We start from the raw sequence: 15,705 nt of genomic DNA on the forward strand, positions 1-15,705 counted from the left end.
GAAACGTCATGTCGCGGTCAGCAGGCTCTCCGCGAATCCCCACTCCTTCTCGACCCATTGCTGCGCGCAGGTGAAGCCCGCGTCGGCGGCGATCGCGGGGATCTCGTCGGCGTGGTACTTGTGGCTGCTTTCGGTCCAGATCGTCTCACCCGCTTCGAGCGTGACGGCTAGTCCGGCCAGGCCCACGCGCGCCTCGACGTGCGTTTTTGCGCGCAGGTGCATCTCGATGCTACGGGCGTCGGGGTTGAAGCGCGCGACGTGCTCGAAGGCGGCGAGTTCGAAGTTGCCGTCGAGTTCACGGTTCACGCGCGCGAGCAGGTTCAGGTTGAATGCAGCGGTCGCGCCGATCGAGTCGTCGTAGGCTGCTAGCAGCGTTTTCACGGGCTTCACGAGGTCGGTGCCGAGCAGCAGCGTGTCGCCGGGCTGAAGCATCGCGCGGATGTCGCGCAAAAAACGCGTGGCGGCGAGCCGCGCGAAATTGCCGATCGTGCTGCCGAGAAAGAGCACGAGCAGTTGCTCGCCGCTCGCCCGGTTGCGGCTCACTTCGGCGAGACCCGCGAGGTAGTCGCGCTCGTAGCCGACGATCGAGATGCGTTCGATATCGGCGAGTTCGCGGCGACACAATTGCAGCGCGGTGCGCGAAATTTCAATCGGACTATACGAAATGGGGCGCTTGCGGCACAGCGCTTCGAGGATGCGCCGCGTCTTGCGGCCGCTGCCGCTGCCGAGTTCGGCGACGCTGACATCGGCGGGCAGTGCATCGACGATTTCGGTGGCGTAGCGCGTGAGCAGGCGCTCTTCGGAGCGCGTCACGCCGTACTCGGGCAGCACGGTGATCACTTCGAACAGCGCCGAACCGACTTCGTCATACAAATACTTCGAAGGCAGTTCTTTCTGCGGCGCATGCGTGAGGCCGTCGCGGACTTCGGCGGCGAAAGTGACGAGGGCGGGAGACGGGCGGGCGGAAGCAGGGCGGGGCGCGGGACGGCTCATGCGGGCTCCAGTTGCGTAGGACGGCTGGCAGTTCCGTTGCGAGACTTACGTTCTAGTCCATTGTGGCGCGATCTGCACGGACTAAATTGCCGGATGCTTCCGGACTCGCAGCGATCATGGACGACAGCACCGCGCGTGCCTGCCACGTCCGGCACGTGCTAACCAGTGCTAACCAGTCTAGAATGCGCGCTGGCGGCCGGGCGCACCGGCCGCAGCCTTTTCCCCCGACCGATACCAATGACAACGCCTTCACACGCGTCCTGCGCGCCTGCGCCCAAGGGACGACGCGCCGCTCGCCTTTCCCGAAACGCTCGCAACTTCCCGACGGCAGCACGCCGATGAACCAGTACGAACCTGGACGTGGCATTGCGCTTTCGACTGGCGCATCGGCGCTGTTCGCGCTGCTGTCGGCTTACGCGCTGCTGCTCAAGCCGCTCGATGGCCTCGACATCTTTGCCTGGCGCGTGATCTGGACCGTGCCGGGCGCGCTCGCGCTCATATTCATGCGCGGGCGCGGCGCGCAACTGCGCGAGCTCGCCGCGCGCATGGTGACTCAGCGGTACACGGCGCTCGCGCTCGCGGTGAGCGCGGCGCTGCTCGGCTCGCAACTCTGGGTATTTCTCTGGGCGCCGCTGCACGGGCGCTTGCTGGAAGTGTCGCTCGGGTATTTCCTGTTGCCGCTCATCATGGTGCTCGTCGGGCGCTTCTACTACCACGAGCGGCTCGACGCGCTCCAGTGGCTCGCCGTGATGTGCGCGGCGGTCGGCGTTGCACACGAGCTTTGGGCCACGCATGCGTTTTCGTGGCCGACGCTCCTCGTTTGCCTCGGCTATCCGCCGTATTTTGTGTTGCGCCGCAAGATCCACGCGGACTCGGTCACGATCTTTGCCATCGAAATGGTGCTGCTGCTGCCGGTCGCGATCTTCTATGTGTGGGCGCGCGGTTCGCTCGCACTACTCGACGCGCGACCGGTTCTGGCGTTCGCGCTGCTGCCGGGGTTGGGCGCGATCAGCACGGTCGCGCTCGCTTCGTACCTCAAGGCGAGCCGTCTGCTGCCGATGGCGCTGTTCGGCATCCTTGGCTACGTCGAGCCGGTGCTGCTTGTGATCGTTTCGGTGACGTTGCTCGGCGAACATCTCGGCGCGCGCCAGCTCGCGACTTATGTGCCGATCTGGATGGCCGTCGCGTTGACGGCGCTGCATAGCGCGCGGCTCGTGCGGTTGTCGCGCTAGGGCGCGTCGCGAGTCGAGGTGCTTTGCCCGCCAGCGCGCGGCGCGGCGGCGTTGGCGGCCTGCGAGCGCCCGCCGGCCGCTTCGCGCGCCGGATTGTCCAATCCCCGCGCTGCCCGCCCTCGACACATTGTCCGAACGCGGTGGGCTCGCACGCAATGCGCACGCTTCGCCTGGCGCTAATGGAACGATATTGATCGATGTGAATCGATGTTGATCGAAATAATCAACGTATCCGGCGCACGCTGAACGACGGCTCATCCGGGCATTGCACCCATTTCCGGTTTACATCGACAATGACGCCGGTTTTGCTGCCCACCGCGGCATCGCTCCCCCTTCACTCTTTCCACCGTCCGGCTCCTGAAACATGAACGACCGCGTCGTCGCCGCTTTCGATTTCGATGGCACCATCACCACCACAGACAGCTTCCGCGCGTTCCTGCTGGACGTCGGGGGCCCGGTGCGCTTTGCGCTTGCTGCGCTGCGTTGCCTGCCGTGGCTGGCGGGCATTGCGCCCGGCTGGTCCGAGCGTGGACCCACGAAGGCGCGATTCATGTACGCGATGCTCGGACCAGTGCGGCGCGACGCGCTCGAAGTGGCCGCGCAGCGTTTCGTCGACACGCGACTACCCGCGCTTCTGCGTCCCGAGATGCTGGCGCGCGTGCGTGAGCATCAGGCGCTCGGACATGAGGTCGTGCTGGTGAGCGCGTCGCCTTCGGTGTATCTGCGTAAATGGGCGGCGACCGTTGGAATCCAGACCGTGCTATCGAGCGAACTGGATTGGCGCGACGGCGTTTATACGGGGCGACTGGCGGGTCGGAATTGTTGGGGACCGGAGAAGGTGGCGCGACTGCGCGCATGGTGGGGCGAGCGCGCGCCTGCCACGCTCTACGCTTACGGCGACAGCCGCGGCGACCGCGAAATGGCCGCGCTCGCGAATCATGCGTGGATACGCGGGACCTCGGCGCTGCCGCCGCTCGTGGCCGCTGGTGGTTTCGGCACGCCTTGAACGGCGCGTGAAAGGGGCTTCACCGTTCACGGGCTCGCGTATTGCTTCCGGGTCATGCTGGGCATCGATATGCGGCATCGACGGCTGATCGCGGATCAGTGGTAAGGGCCGCTACCCATCCACCCGAACGGAAGGAGGCAGCCCATGAACGGACAGTGGACCCAGGTGAAATCGCGCGATGGTGGCACGTTTCGCGCCTACACGGTGCTGCCGGCGAAGGGCAGCGGACCGGGACTCGTGCTGTTGCAGGAGATTTTCGGCGTAAGCGCGTACATGCGGACGATGGCCGACCAGTACGCCGAAGAGGGTTATGTCGCGATGGTGCCGGACCTTTACTGGCGGCTTGAACCGGGCGTCGATCTTGGCTACGAAGACGAGGACCTCGCAAAGGCGCTCGCGCTGCTGGAGCGCTTCGATAACGATCTCGCCGCGGACGACGTCGCCGCGACGCTCGTCGCGCTGCGGGCGCTCCCGTCACATAGCGGCAAGGCTGGCGTGCTCGGCTACTGCCTCGGCGGACGGATCGCGTTTCTGGCCGCTGCTCGCACCGACACCGATTGCGCGATCGGCTACTACGCGGTGGGCATCGAAAATTATCTCGGCGAAGTGCAGAAGATCCAGTGCCCTCTGATGCTCCATTTCGCAGCCGACGACGCCTATTGCGATGCCGCCACGCGCGAGCGCATTGCGAAGGCGCTGGCGGGCAAACCCGGCGTCGAGCTTTACACCTACGAAGGCTGTGACCATGCGTTTGCGTCACCATCGCGGCCGCACTATGACGAGTCCGCAGCGACGATGGCGTATTCGCGCTCGCTCGCGATGCTGCGCCGCGTGCTCGGCCCCATCTAGGATTTAAACGCGCTGCGGGAAGCGCGCTGCTGTCATGAATTCGTCGCGCAAGCCGTCGTACCAGCGCCCGCGCGGCGCGTTCAACGGAACGGATTGTCGACGACGCCAGGCTTTTCGTCGGGCTCGTCGGCAATCCGTGCGGGCAGGTGCGGATCGGCCTGCAACTTCTGCACGACGCTATCCAGTGCCGCCTTGAGCGCGAGTGCGGCTGCAAGCCCGCACTTGTCGCGCGTGAGTGCGAGCGTGCCAGAGAGTGTCACGCGCGTCGTGCCGTTCGTGACCGTGAGCGCGTCTCCCTCGACGTTCAGGACGTCGTCGTCGTTTGCGTATGCGTCGAACACCTTGCGATCCTCCTTGAAGTGCCACCGTCGGCATTATAGATAGCCACTCGCGATGGTCTCGAACGTCTTCTTCATTCTTCCCGCGCTGCGCGCATTGTTAAAACTTTGTTAGAAACGCGAAGTTTCGCCGTTTGTCGACTGACATCGGTCAATGTCCGCGCGCGTAGCACGGCGGGCCGTCGCGTAAAGCGACGATCATTTCGCACTTGTGCCTCGTGGCGCCGCGTGCTTGTCGCGCGTCTCGCAATTCGCAGGAAGAAGGAACGTGTCGTGAGTAATCTTGAAAAAATAGCGGAAATTATCGGGGCCGTCACCCGTTTCAACGACGGTGGCACACTGGACGCACTCGCAGGCGCTGCGCACCTGTCTGAAACAAACGATTCGCATAACTGATGATGCGCGTACTGATTTGCAAGGCGGTGCGTCGCGGATTCAGTCTGGGTTTGACGACGCGAGGCGCCGCGTGTTCGGTCGCGGTGGCCGCAGCGTTGTGCGGCTGCACGTTCACACCATGGCCTGCTTCTTCAAGCGATGCAGGCAACACGGCATCCGCGCCCGCGAAGCAGGCGCAGCCACCGCTCCTGCCCACCGGACCTGCGTCGGCGGCGCCCGATGCCGATGCGCCGCCGGGCTACTACCGCGTCAAGCCGGGCGACACGCTTTATCACATCGCTACAACGCGCAGCCAGCGCGTGGCCGACGTCGCGAGCTGGAACAATTTGCCCGACTCGGGCCTCGTGCAGGTGGGCCAACTGCTGCGCGTTACGCCGCCCGGCGCCGATACCACCTCCGGTAGCGCCCAGGCGCAGCCAGCGACGGCCGCCCCCACGCCCACCGCCGCCACGAACCACACCAGGTCGCGCTTCGTCTGGCCCATGAACGGCGGCGTGAACACGCCGTTCGTGGAGGGCAAGTCGCGCGGTGTGGTGATCGTGGGCGCGGCGGGCCAGGCGGTCAAAGCCGCCGCGGCGGGCCGTGTGGTTTATGCGGGCAACGGCATCAAGGCTTACGGAAATCTCGTCATCATCAAGCACGACACGCAACTGATCACGGCGTACGGCCGCAACAGCAAGCTGCTCGTGAAAGAGGGAGAGGCGGTGAAGCAGGGTGACGTCATCGCGCAAAGCGGCACGGACCAGGCGGGCAAGGCGTCGCTCGTGTTCGAGATACGCGAGGACGGCAAGCCGGTCAATCCGCTCCCGCGCCTGCCGACGCCGCGCCCGTAGATGAACACGAACACAGAAGCGATGCCGATGCATCGCAATGGCGAACGAACAATGAACAGAAGGCAATTCCTTGCTGGCGGCCTGGCCGTCGCCGCGGGCGCGCTCGCGGGCTGCACGACGACGAGCTTGTCGACGGACACCGCGAGCAAGAACGCGCAGGCGCGCCGTGAAATCGATACCGATTGCGACGCCGCGCTCGCGCGACTCTACAGCACGGTGCCGGGCTCCGGCGAACTCATCGGGAAAGCGCGCGGTGTGCTCGTGTTCCCTTCCGTGATCGGCGCAGGATTCTTCGTGGGTGGCAATTACGGGCGCGGCGCGCTGCGCATCGACGGACGCACGGCTGGCTACTTCAATTCGATCGGCGGCTCGTTCGGGTTCCAGTTCGGCGTGCAGTCGCGCGCTATCGTCTATGCGTTCATGACGCAGAGCGCGCTCGAACGCTTCATGCACAGCAGCGGATGGTCAGCGGGCGCCGATGCGACGGTCGCCCTCGTCAAGATGGGCGCGAACGGGAAGGTGGATACCTCGACGGCGGTCAATCCCATAGAGGCGTTCGTGCTGACGAACACCGGTCTGATGGCGGGCGTGTCGCTTGAAGGCGCGAAGGTCTCGCGCCTCGACATCGAGAGCCCGTAACTCACGCGAAGTCAGCGCGCGCGAGCGCTTCGCTCACCAACCCCACTTGCGCACGGCGAATGTGCGGCCGTTGAATGACACTTTCACCGCTTCGGCGGCACTCGCGGGGATGCCCGGGAAACTGATCCCGCTCTGCTGTTCGAGGGCGCGCACTGAGCGCACGTCGTAGCGCTCGGCGCTCGTGTTGTCGGCGACGATCGCGAACGCCAGCTGCTGAGACGGCACGTACACGACCTTGTAAATCTGCGTCGGCACCAGCACGCGCGACTGGCCGATCGTCTGCAATTGCGCGCCCGTGAAGAGCGGGCCAGTCACGACCCACGCTTCACCATATTTTGTGGCGAGCCGGCGCACGGCTGCTTCGATGCGTGCCCACAGACGTTCGTTGTTCTCGCGGTCCTGCGGCACGATGTTCGCGAGCGAGAACGACTCCGCCATCGCCTGCGGATTCCAGCGGTTGCCTGCCGGGCTCATATGACCGCGGTCGAAGCCACTGCGCCTGTAATCGGCGAGCGTCGCGCCTTCCCCGGCCGGCAGCCGGTCGTCTTCAAAGAAGCGGTTCGTGCGCGTCATGTCCTTCGCTGCTTCGAGGTGTTCGCGCGTGAGATGCTCGGCGGACCACAGCGGACCGTGAGTGACGCCCGAATGCAGCACCGCGAAATCCGAATAGCAGAGCACGCGCGTCTTTGGCGCCATGCGCGGATTCGTGACCGTGGGGAACTGACCGCCGGGAGCGAACGCGGTACAGTCCGGCGCGGCGAACGCATGGCTTGCGACAGCCATCAGGAGACAGGCAGCGAACTTCTTCATCGGCAAGGCAGGCAAACTCGGGCAGGGTGACGGCGGGCTGAAAGTATAACGGGCGCGTTCGCACGCGGCCAGCCACGCCATTGCGCCGGTTTCATGCGGCGGGCATTGGCGGCCGATGGGCGGCACCGGGAATCGTCGAGTGTGATCGATACGATGCCCGCGCCTTCCGCGCCAGGTGTATTCATGAATGAGGGGCGTGCGACGAGTGGCGGCCCCGGGCGGCCCGCGCGCGTATCACGCATCCACGCGGCCATGCACGCGCGATACAACGCAACGCGACGCGGCGCCGGATGTGCGGCGCCGCGTGCTTGCGAAAAACTAAAGTGATTCCGGGTGGAACCGAAGCGGGACTGCGCAACGCGCTACGTCGTCAGCCCGCGAATAATGCGTGTTCGGCGTGCACGACCTGGCGGTCGACCGCTTGCAGACGCCATTTTCCTTCCATCGGCGCGTGCGAGGTTTCGCACGACCAGGTGGCGTCGCCGTCCGACGAGCTGATTTCCTGCCGGCGATTGACATGCAGACCGCGCAATGTACAGAGCGGCGAGTCGTCGAGGGGCGCGCACAGCGATGTCACGCCGTCTGCGTCGTGCACCTCGCCCCACTTGGGCAGGTCGATGCCGTCGTGCGACTCCCGCGACCAACGGCGTTGGTCGGTATCGAGCCATAGAACGGCGTAGTCGTGATTGACGGTCGGGTCAGAACCGTTGATCAGGATGGTAAGTCTCATGTCAGCTCCGATAGAGCGTGTTGAGGTGAGCAATTAACTGTAGGACGTTTGCGTGTGGCTGCAAGAGCGTAATGTGCATGTTGGTCGAGGCAATTCGTCGCTGCTGAATATAGTCGCGGCACGCGCGTTGCTGGGCGCGGCCATCGGCGGCCATCGCCGACTATCGGCGGGATTGAAAATCACAATTGGGAACGTCCCAGCCGGCTCCTAGATTAATAGATGCGGCGTAACCGCGTCTTATCACTGTCCTGCTGCACTGCAAGATTGCAGGAAGCGCTGCGTCCCCACATATCACGCTGATGGATGGAGGAATCGATGACACAGCTAAAAGGCTCGAAGACGGAACAAAACCTCAAGGATGCATTCTCGGGCGAATCGCAGGCGAATCGCCGGTACCTTTACTTCGCGGCCAAGGCCGATGTGGAAGGCCAGAACGACGTCGCCGCGCTGTTCCGCTCGACAGCCGAAGGCGAAACCGGCCACGCGCACGGTCACCTCGAATATCTGGAAGCCGTCGGCGACCCGGCGACGGGCCTGCCGTTTGGCTCTTCGCGGCTGAACCTCCAGTCGGCGATTGCGGGCGAAACGCACGAATACACCGATATGTACCCCGGCATGGCGAAGGTAGCGCGCGACGAGGGATTCGACGAAATCGCAAACTGGTTCGAGACGCTGGCGAAGGCGGAGCGCAGCCACGCGAATCGTTATACGAAGGCGCTGGAGGTGCTCGCGGACTGATCGCGCGCCGGTGATGCATCCGGCATTCGCGCGAGAAACGCCCACACGCACACGGTAGCGGTGCGCGTGGGCCGGTGTGCCACGTGCGCGCGTTGAACACGGAATGTGTCCGGCCTGTGTCCGGGTTGTTGCCGATTGGCGCGCCGGTTGCGCACCGGTGCGCGGCAAACGCATGGCTGGCCACCCGCGCTCGCGCCCTCATAACTAGAACTGGAGACGTCATGCCCCACAAGGAAGGCAGTCTCGAAGCACCGACGCGGCATCCACTCGACTGGCAGTCTGAAGCGTTCTACGACAAGGAAAAGCTCGACACGGAACTGGCCCGCGTATTCGACATATGCGCGGGCTGTCGCCGCTGCGTGTCGCTGTGCGGCGCGTTTCCGGCGCTCTTCGATCTCGTCGACGAAACGGACAGCGGCGAGGCGCACGACGTCGACAAGTCGAAGTTCGGTCAGGTCGTCGATCAATGCTACCTGTGCGACCTCTGCTACATGACGAAATGCCCTTACGTGCCGCCGCATCCGTGGAATGTGGATTTCCCGCACCTGATGCTGCGCGCGAAGGCCATCGACTATCGCAACGGCGAGGTGAAGCTGCGCGACCGTGTGTTGTCGAACACGGATGCGCTCGGGCATTTCGCGGGCATTCCGGTCGTCACGCAGACCGTTAATGCCGTGAATCACACAAAGGCGATGCGCGGCCTGATGGAGGACGCGCTCGGTGTGGACCGCAAGGCATGGCTGCCCGACTTCGCGGCGCGCAAGTTCCGCAGCGCTGCGAAGCGTGCCGCATCGAGCGAAGTGCGCGACGGCGAGCGCACACCGGGCAAGGTGGCGATCTACGCGACCTGCTATGTGAACTTCAACGAGCCCGGCATCGGCCACGACCTGCTCGCCGTGCTCGATCACAACGCCATTCCCTGGGTGCTCGTGAAGAGCGAAGCGTGCTGCGGCATGCCGTTGCTCGAACAGGGCAATCTGGAGGGCGTCGCACAGAAGCAGGCGCAGAACATGCCCGTCCTCGCGCAGTACGCGCGCGAAGGTTACGCGTTGATCGGCGCCGTACCGAGTTGCGTGCTGATGTACAAGCACGAGCTTCCACTCATGTTTCCCGACGACCCCGACACGCGCGCGGTGAGCGAAGCGTTCTGGGATCCGTTCGAATACTTCGTTTCGCGGCATCGCGACGGCCTGCTCAAGACCGATTTCCGGACGCCGCTCGGCAACGTTTCGTATCACGTGCCGTGCCACGCGCGCGTGCAGAACATCGGGCGCAAGACATCCGATCTGCTGTCGCTTGTGCCCGAAACGAAGGTCAACGTGGTAGAGCGCTGCTCGGGACACGCGGGCACGTTCGGCGTGAAGAAGGAATTTCACGCGATGTCGATGAAGATCGGCAAGCCCGTCTTCAAGCAGATGGCGCAGGGTGAGCCGGCGTTTATCTCATCGGATTGCGCGCTGGCGGGTCATCATATTGCGCAGGGCATCGGCGAGAATCAGCTCGGCGATCCGCCACTCGCGCATCCGCTCACGCTGCTGCGTCGCGCTTATGGTATCTAAGGTATCCGAAGCAATTTATGTCCATTGACGACATGAGGCTCTGACGATGACTATTGCGAGAATCGCGAGAAATTCGCTGCTGACGCTGGAGGCTTACGCCAAAGTGCGCGGCGACATGCGCAACCGCATCATCGAACACAAGAAGCGGCGCGCTGTCGCGCTCGGCAATCACTTGACGTTCCTGTTCGAAGACGAAGCGACGATCCGCTATCAGATCCAGGAGATGCTGCACATCGAAAAGATTTTCGACGAGGACGGCATTCAGGGCGAGCTGGAAGCGTATCTGCCGCTCGTGCCCGATGGCAGCAATCTCAAGGCGACGATGCAGATCGAGTACGAAAGCGAGATTGAGCGCCGCGCCGCGCTGGCGCGGCTCATCGGCATCGAGGATCGCATCTTCGTGCAGGTGGAGGGCGAAGCGCCGGTTTATGCGATCGCCGACGAAGACCTCGAACGCGAGAACGCCGAGAAGACCTCGGCGGTCCATTTCGTGCGCTTCGAGCTAACGCCTGAAATGAAGGCGCGATTGCGCGAGGGCGCCGCGCTCATGATCGGCTGCGATCATCCGAACTATCGCGTGGCCACGCAGACGATCGACGGCGACACGCGCGCATCGCTTGTCGCCGATCTCGACTGACGCCGTCTCAAACGTCCTTGCGGTACATGACGAAGCCGGGCTTGTCGGCGACGCCATCGTAGAGGCGCATCGCCGTGTGGTTCGTCTCGTGCGTGTGCCAGTACACGCGCGGTGAGTTCGCCGCCTTCGCGGCGGCGTAGACACCTTCGATCAGTGCGCGCCCCACGCCTTTGCCACGTTCGGCCTCGACGGTGAACAGATCCTGCAGATAGCAGATCGGGCCGTCGAGTGTCGTGCTGCGGTGAAAGATGTAGTGCACGAGGCCGACGATACGCCCCCCGCGCAGCGCGACGAGCGCGTGCATCGGTTCGATGCCGTCGAAGAAGCGTGACCACGTCGTGCGCGTGATCGATTCCGGCAGCGCGGTCGGTCCGAAGCGACCGTAGAAACGGTTGTAGCCATCCCACAGCGGTAGCCAGGCGTCGTAGTCGGCGCGTGTGACGGCGCGCACTTCGAGGGTGTCGGTCAAGATCGTTCTCCTTCGTTCGTTTTGGAATGCCGTGGGGAATCGGTGAGTCAGTGCGGTGAGCGGGCGCACGTGGCAAACCGGCGCCCTTCGGCCGACGACACGTCCAAGCGTAAGCGATCTGTGGCACCATTGTTAGTCCCACGACAGCGAGAATTCATGGAGCCACGGGTTGGACTACGCTTTAATGATGGCGGCCTATGCGCGCCGCACGGCGCGCAAGCTCACGCAACAGGACCTGCTATACGAGAGTTTGCGCCGCGCGATTCTCGACGGTGACATCGGTGAGGGCACGCGGCTCGCGTCAAGCCGCGCGCTCGCCGAGCAACTGGACATCGCGCGCAATTCGGTGCTGTACGCGTACGAACGGCTCGTGGAAGAGGGCTTCGTCACGGCCACGCGCCACGGTTCGATCGTCAATGCAGTGACGCACGGCGATGCGGCGCTGCAAGCGCATGCGGCGCGGGCGAGCGAAGGTGGGCCGCTTCTGTCGCGCCGCGTGCGCGAACTTCCGCCGCGACGCGGCAGCCCTGGCGGCGTCACGGCGTTGCGCCCCGGTGTCCCCGCGCTCGACGCGTTTCCGTTCGTGCAGTGGCGCACGTCGGTCGAACGAGCGATGCGCCGTCTGCGCGCGAGCGATATGAGTTACGGCGACAGCGCGGGCCATCCGGCGTTGCGTCAGGCGATTGCGCAGTACGTGCGCGTGTCGCGCGGCGTGCGTTGCCAGCCGGAACAGGTGTTCATCACCGATGGCACCCAGTCGAGCCTCGACCTGTGCGCGCGCCTCTTTGCCGATCAGGGCGAACGCGTGTGGATCGAAAATCCCGGCTATCTCGGCGCGCGTGTCGCCATGCTGGCAGCGGGATTGCAACTCGTGCCGGTGAGCGTCGATGCAACAGGTATGGCGCCGAGTGCGGCGGACTGGCGCGACGCGCCGCCGCGTCTCGTGTATCTCACGCCGTCCCATCAGTATCCGCTTGGCAGCGTGCTGAGCCTCGAGCGCCGCCTCGTGCTTATCGAGCATGCTCGCGCGTGCGGCGCGTGGATCATCGAAGACGACTACGACAGCGAGCTGCGCCATGGCGGCCCGCCGCTGCCGTCTATCCAGGGGCTGGCCGATGACACGCCCGTGGTCTACCTCGGCACCTTCAGCAAGACGATTTTTCCGGCGTTGCGCATCGGCTTCATGGTGGTGCCGCAGGGCGTGGCGCAGCAGGTTGCTAAGGCCGTCGGCGCGCTCTGGCGGCAAGGGCGCGTAGCCGAGCAGATGGCGCTGGCCGAGTTCATCGAAAGCGGGCGTTTTGCGCGGCATCTGCGTCGTATGCGCAAGCTTTACGAGCAGCGCCGCGATGGTCTGGTCGCCGCGATCGAGCGGCATCTCGCGGGAATCGTGACGGTGTCCGCCGACGCGGGTGGCATGCATCTAACCGTGCGCCTCGACGTGCCGTTGTGCGATATCGACGTGAGCGAGGCCGCGCACGCGCATGGCCTCAATCTGTCGCCGCTTAGCGCATACTGCCTCCCCGGTCCGGACATCGCGCGCTACAACGGCTTTCTGCTCGGCTATGCCGAAGCGCCGCCAGGCGTCGCCGACACACTGATGGCGACGCTCGCGCGCGTGGTGCGCGCGATGCTGGGCGGTGCCGGCTGACCGACGGGGCTAACTGACGACGCCGACCTGCGGCTCACTCGTGCCCGGCCACCGGGTGCGGGACGTACGGCGCTTCGAGCGCGTCGACCTCCTCGTCGGTGAGATCGAGCGAGAGCGCCGCGACGGCATCTTCGAGATGCAGCGGTTTCGAGGCGCCGATGATGGGCGAAGTCACCTCCTGCTTCTGCAGCAACCACGCGAGCGCAACCTGCGCGCGCGACACGTTGCGCGCCTTCGCAACCGCCGAAACGGCAGCGATGACCGAGCTATCGGAATCGGCGGTGGCTTCGTAGAGCCGCTTGCCATAGGCGTCACTACGCTCGCGCTCGCTCGTCTCGTTCCAGTCGCGCGTGAGGCGGCCGCGTGCGAGCGGGCTCCACGGCATGACGGCGATGCCCTGATCGGCGCACAGCGGCAGCATTTCGCGCTCTTCCTCGCGATAAAGCAGGTTCAGGTGATCCTGCATGCTCACGAACGGCGTCCAGCCGTTCAGATACGAGGTATAGAGCGCCTTGCTGAACTGCCATGCGTGCATGGACGAAGCGCCGATATAGCGCACTTTCCCCGCCTTCACGAGATCGTGCAGCGCTTCGAGCGTTTCTTCGATCGGCGTGTCGTAATCCCAGCGATGGATCTGGTAGAGATCGACGTAATCGGTTCCGAGGCGCCGCAGGCTGTTATCGATCTCCGCGAAGATCGACTTGCGCGAGAGGCCCGCGCCGTTCGGGCCAGGACGCATGCGGTTGTAGACCTTCGTCGCGATCACGACGTCGTCGCGCTTCACGGAGTCGAGCAGCACGCGGCCCACGATTTCCTCGGAGGTACCGTCTGAGTAAGTGTTGGCGGTGTCGAAGAAGTTGATACCGGCGTCGAGCGCCTGGCGAATGAGCGGGCGCGCGGCGTCTTCGTCGAGCGTCCACGGGTGTGTGCCGCGCCCGGGTACGCCGTAGGTCATGCAACCGAGACACAGACGCGAAACTTCCAGGCCGGTCGAGCCGAATCTGACGTAGTCCATTGCTGTTGCTCCTTGTGCGAAAGCGGATGACTCAAGCGACGTTGTCGCGATGTCGCGCGCAGGCAGTGCGATTCCCGCCTGGCGCCTGACGACGATTTCGCCAGCGTATCTCAGCCTGAGCGATTGCGCAGCAAGCGCGTTACCCTCGGCGAGGATGTATGGCGATCAAGTGTCGAATTTCGAGAAAGCTAGGTTAACGAATTATGTGTTAATTTGTGTCGGGTAATATTTATCCTGAGCAGGATAATCAAACCAATATGATTCGGAGTGCGTATCGGCCTTGGTCCATTGGCCCGCTGCATTGTGACCGTTTCGATCCGGTGGGAGCCACTGTGGGACAAAACAATGCTGACTACTGCATTCCGGTCGACGAATTCGGATTCGTGTCCGTCGATGACAGAGAACCGCGTGTCGCGCCACAAGACGCCGGTTGCATGGAAAGCACAACGTATCGTCAAGGATTTGCGCTTCTTGACCATGCGTTGTCTATGGCGAACCTGACAAAGCACCCGGAACACGCGAGACCGCATTCACCGACTTCTAGTGCGGCGTTGGCGCCGGGACAAGACACACCGGCAGCGGATCACCGACGAATCACAAGCACGTTCTGGGTCGGGGACGACGTTGCGGCAGCGCTTCGCGCGAACAGGCAGGGATCGATCGTTTCCGCTCTGGGCAATCGCCTTGTGTGGTGGCGACGTCTCAGCCGCCTGTTTTCGCGCTCAAGACTCTACTAACTTCTCCCTTCTGCCCGATGCCGACTGACTACATCGCGCCATTCGCTCTCTGGGTTGTCGTGCGCCGCGTACATCGGCGTGACGGTTCGTGTTTCGCCGAACCCGCGTGTGCAGGATGGGGCGGACATGGCGGCCTCGCCGTATTCGTCTCGCGCCTTCATGCCTGCGTCTACGCCACGCTGCGCAATATCCATCGTGCGCAGGACGACACGGACGACTGGAGGTGCATTCCGCTGCAGGCCTTCGATCTGCATGGTGATATCCGCGACGTGAACGGAGCGCTCAACTGCGCAATGACGTTCGCGTTCGCATGCGATTCGACAGGTGCGCTGACCGTTGCAAATGGCGCGCCGGGCCTGTGCTATCTCGAAACCACATTCGAGCTGCCCGACCTCGGTCTCGATCCGGTCTTCAACTTCAGCCAGTGGGCGTTCGACATCATGCGCGAGCTATGGGAGTGCGTTGGCGCGCACGGCTACCCGGAATCGATCGATCGTACTGCGATGATGGACGACATGACATTCGCGTGTGCGCTCAGCGTCGCGCTGGAGGTTGCTTCGCTGACACGCGCGGAGCCCGATGGCGATCACTGGACTGTCTACGACGCTGATACGGTGTGCTGGATATCGACGCCCGCACGATCGTGCGGTGCATCGCAAACAACGCGGACGATCCACTGAAACCCTGCACAACGTGCACGATGCTGCGCGGAACGAGCGTGGTGCCGCACAGGTGGCCGTGTCCATCACTGCGTGCGACGCTGCGTCCTTCGCCGTGACCCGTGCGCAGATCAAACCACGGCGTTCTGAAGGGCATTGCGTAAGTTTGAGGTAAGTGAATGCGGTTATGAATACGTAACGCGACATTCCATAAAAACAAGAGTCGCCTGCAGTTTCGATGTAACCAATAAATAAGGTAGCTATCGCTCACGCAGCGGTAGAACAGATGATGGAGACAATCAAATGCTGGAATCCGTACTGCGGGAAGACCGCGTTTTCGCGCCGTCCGCACAGATCGTAGCGAGTGCCACGGTGTCCGGCATGGACGCCTACCAGGCGCTGTGCGCGGAAGCCGAA

Annotated in this window: 17 protein-coding genes; 11 read left to right on the top strand and 6 right to left on the bottom strand. The window is 63.9% G+C overall.

The window, feature by feature from the left end:
- Positions 1-6: 6 nt before the first annotated feature.
- Positions 7-993 carry an L-histidine N(alpha)-methyltransferase gene (gene egtD, locus D1Y85_RS20045; RefSeq protein ID WP_124152818.1) on the bottom strand — a complete coding sequence of 329 codons (987 nt, stop codon included), beginning with the start codon at positions 991-993 and terminating at the stop codon, positions 7-9.
- 338 nt (positions 994-1,331) lie between these two features.
- Between egtD and rarD the strand changes: the two genes are divergently transcribed.
- The 3 genes from rarD (at position 1,332) to D1Y85_RS20060 (ending at position 4,080) form a co-directional block, all read left to right on the top strand.
- Positions 1,332-2,225: an EamA family transporter RarD gene (rarD, locus tag D1Y85_RS20050; RefSeq protein ID WP_124152819.1), complete on the top strand. Its 894-nt coding sequence runs from the start codon at positions 1,332-1,334 to the stop codon at positions 2,223-2,225.
- Positions 2,226-2,589: 364 nt separating this feature from the next.
- Entirely contained in the window at positions 2,590-3,231 is a 642-nt protein-coding gene (locus tag D1Y85_RS20055) for an HAD family hydrolase (protein WP_124152820.1), read from the top strand.
- Between the two features lie 144 nt (positions 3,232-3,375).
- Positions 3,376-4,080, top strand: coding sequence for a dienelactone hydrolase family protein (locus tag D1Y85_RS20060; protein WP_124152821.1), 705 nt, complete (start codon positions 3,376-3,378; stop codon positions 4,078-4,080).
- An 80-nt stretch (positions 4,081-4,160) separates the two neighbouring features.
- On the opposite strand, the gene D1Y85_RS20065 is transcribed toward D1Y85_RS20060, so the two are convergent.
- The gene (locus D1Y85_RS20065) at positions 4,161-4,421 is read right to left on the bottom strand and encodes a hypothetical protein (protein ID WP_124152822.1); all 261 of its coding nucleotides are present in this window, start codon (positions 4,419-4,421) and stop codon (positions 4,161-4,163) included.
- Positions 4,422-4,691: 270 nt separating this feature from the next.
- On the opposite strand from D1Y85_RS20065, the gene D1Y85_RS27965 reads away from it, so the two are divergent.
- From D1Y85_RS27965 to D1Y85_RS20075, 3 genes are read left to right on the top strand one after another with little or no spacing between them, the layout of a single operon-like run.
- Positions 4,692-4,814, top strand: a complete 123-nt coding sequence (locus tag D1Y85_RS27965) for a hypothetical protein (protein WP_281278307.1) — start codon at positions 4,692-4,694, stop codon at positions 4,812-4,814.
- 50 nt (positions 4,815-4,864) lie between these two features.
- Positions 4,865-5,647, top strand: coding sequence for a peptidoglycan DD-metalloendopeptidase family protein (locus D1Y85_RS20070; protein ID WP_246024992.1), 783 nt, complete (start codon positions 4,865-4,867; stop codon positions 5,645-5,647).
- 51 nt (positions 5,648-5,698) lie between these two features.
- The gene (locus D1Y85_RS20075) at positions 5,699-6,286 is read left to right on the top strand and encodes a BPSL1445 family SYLF domain-containing lipoprotein (protein ID WP_124152824.1); all 588 of its coding nucleotides are present in this window, start codon (positions 5,699-5,701) and stop codon (positions 6,284-6,286) included.
- A 33-nt stretch (positions 6,287-6,319) separates the two neighbouring features.
- On the opposite strand, the gene D1Y85_RS20080 is transcribed toward D1Y85_RS20075, so the two are convergent.
- Positions 6,320-7,096 (bottom strand): DNA/RNA non-specific endonuclease, encoded by a 777-nt coding sequence (locus D1Y85_RS20080; RefSeq protein ID WP_124152825.1) that lies wholly within the window; start codon positions 7,094-7,096, stop codon positions 6,320-6,322.
- Positions 7,097-7,466: 370 nt separating this feature from the next.
- On the bottom strand, positions 7,467-7,826 hold the full coding sequence (locus D1Y85_RS20085; RefSeq protein ID WP_124152826.1) for a DUF3564 domain-containing protein: 360 nt from the start codon (positions 7,824-7,826) through the stop codon (positions 7,467-7,469).
- 315 nt (positions 7,827-8,141) lie between these two features.
- Here D1Y85_RS20085 and D1Y85_RS20090 point away from each other — a divergent pair, with 315 nt between their 5' ends.
- From D1Y85_RS20090 to D1Y85_RS20100, 3 genes are all read left to right on the top strand, one after another.
- Positions 8,142-8,564: a rubrerythrin family protein gene (locus D1Y85_RS20090; RefSeq protein WP_124152827.1), complete on the top strand. Its 423-nt coding sequence runs from the start codon at positions 8,142-8,144 to the stop codon at positions 8,562-8,564.
- A gap of 221 nt (positions 8,565-8,785) precedes the next feature.
- Positions 8,786-10,123 (top strand): heterodisulfide reductase-related iron-sulfur binding cluster, encoded by a 1,338-nt coding sequence (locus D1Y85_RS20095; protein WP_124152828.1) that lies wholly within the window; start codon positions 8,786-8,788, stop codon positions 10,121-10,123.
- Positions 10,124-10,169: 46 nt separating this feature from the next.
- A complete protein-coding gene (locus tag D1Y85_RS20100) occupies positions 10,170-10,760 on the top strand; it encodes a DUF3501 family protein (RefSeq protein WP_124152829.1) in 591 nt (196 codons plus the stop codon).
- Between the two features lie 7 nt (positions 10,761-10,767).
- Here the strand turns inward: D1Y85_RS20100 and D1Y85_RS20105 are convergent, their stop codons facing one another.
- Positions 10,768-11,229 carry a GNAT family N-acetyltransferase gene (locus tag D1Y85_RS20105; RefSeq protein ID WP_124152830.1) on the bottom strand — a complete coding sequence of 154 codons (462 nt, stop codon included), beginning with the start codon at positions 11,227-11,229 and terminating at the stop codon, positions 10,768-10,770.
- A 169-nt stretch (positions 11,230-11,398) separates the two neighbouring features.
- On the opposite strand from D1Y85_RS20105, the gene pdxR reads away from it, so the two are divergent.
- A complete protein-coding gene (pdxR, locus tag D1Y85_RS20110; protein WP_185219052.1) occupies positions 11,399-12,877 on the top strand; it encodes a MocR-like pyridoxine biosynthesis transcription factor PdxR in 1,479 nt (492 codons plus the stop codon).
- 34 nt (positions 12,878-12,911) lie between these two features.
- Here pdxR and D1Y85_RS20115 read toward each other — a convergent pair whose 3' ends face one another.
- Positions 12,912-13,892, bottom strand: a complete 981-nt coding sequence (locus tag D1Y85_RS20115) for an aldo/keto reductase (protein WP_124152831.1) — start codon at positions 13,890-13,892, stop codon at positions 12,912-12,914.
- Between the two features lie 754 nt (positions 13,893-14,646).
- Here D1Y85_RS20115 and D1Y85_RS20120 point away from each other — a divergent pair.
- Positions 14,647-15,309, top strand: a complete 663-nt coding sequence (locus D1Y85_RS20120; protein WP_124152832.1) for a hypothetical protein — start codon at positions 14,647-14,649, stop codon at positions 15,307-15,309.
- Positions 15,310-15,705 lie beyond the last annotated feature (396 nt).

It is taken from the genome of Paraburkholderia dinghuensis, from assembly GCF_003837865.1.
GTDB classification, from domain to species: Bacteria; Pseudomonadota; Gammaproteobacteria; order Burkholderiales; family Burkholderiaceae; genus Paraburkholderia; species Paraburkholderia dinghuensis.

Coding starts and splice junctions, on each gene's coding strand:
- D1Y85_RS20100 (WP_124152829.1), top strand. CDS start 10,170: ATGACTATTGCGAGAATCGCGAGAAATTCGCTGCTGACGCTGGAGGCT.
- D1Y85_RS20120 (WP_124152832.1), top strand. CDS start 14,647: ATGCCGACTGACTACATCGCGCCATTCGCTCTCTGGGTTGTCGTGCGC.
- D1Y85_RS20060 (WP_124152821.1), top strand. CDS start 3,376: ATGAACGGACAGTGGACCCAGGTGAAATCGCGCGATGGTGGCACGTTT.
- D1Y85_RS20095 (WP_124152828.1), top strand. CDS start 8,786: ATGCCCCACAAGGAAGGCAGTCTCGAAGCACCGACGCGGCATCCACTC.
- D1Y85_RS20085 (WP_124152826.1), bottom strand. CDS start 7,826: ATGAGACTTACCATCCTGATCAACGGTTCTGACCCGACCGTCAATCAC.
- D1Y85_RS20075 (WP_124152824.1), top strand. CDS start 5,699: ATGAACAGAAGGCAATTCCTTGCTGGCGGCCTGGCCGTCGCCGCGGGC.
- D1Y85_RS20090 (WP_124152827.1), top strand. CDS start 8,142: ATGACACAGCTAAAAGGCTCGAAGACGGAACAAAACCTCAAGGATGCA.
- D1Y85_RS20080 (WP_124152825.1), bottom strand. CDS start 7,096: ATGAAGAAGTTCGCTGCCTGTCTCCTGATGGCTGTCGCAAGCCATGCG.
- rarD (WP_124152819.1), top strand. CDS start 1,332: ATGAACCAGTACGAACCTGGACGTGGCATTGCGCTTTCGACTGGCGCA.
- D1Y85_RS20055 (WP_124152820.1), top strand. CDS start 2,590: ATGAACGACCGCGTCGTCGCCGCTTTCGATTTCGATGGCACCATCACC.
- D1Y85_RS20115 (WP_124152831.1), bottom strand. CDS start 13,892: ATGGACTACGTCAGATTCGGCTCGACCGGCCTGGAAGTTTCGCGTCTG.
- egtD (WP_124152818.1), bottom strand. CDS start 993: ATGAGCCGTCCCGCGCCCCGCCCTGCTTCCGCCCGCCCGTCTCCCGCC.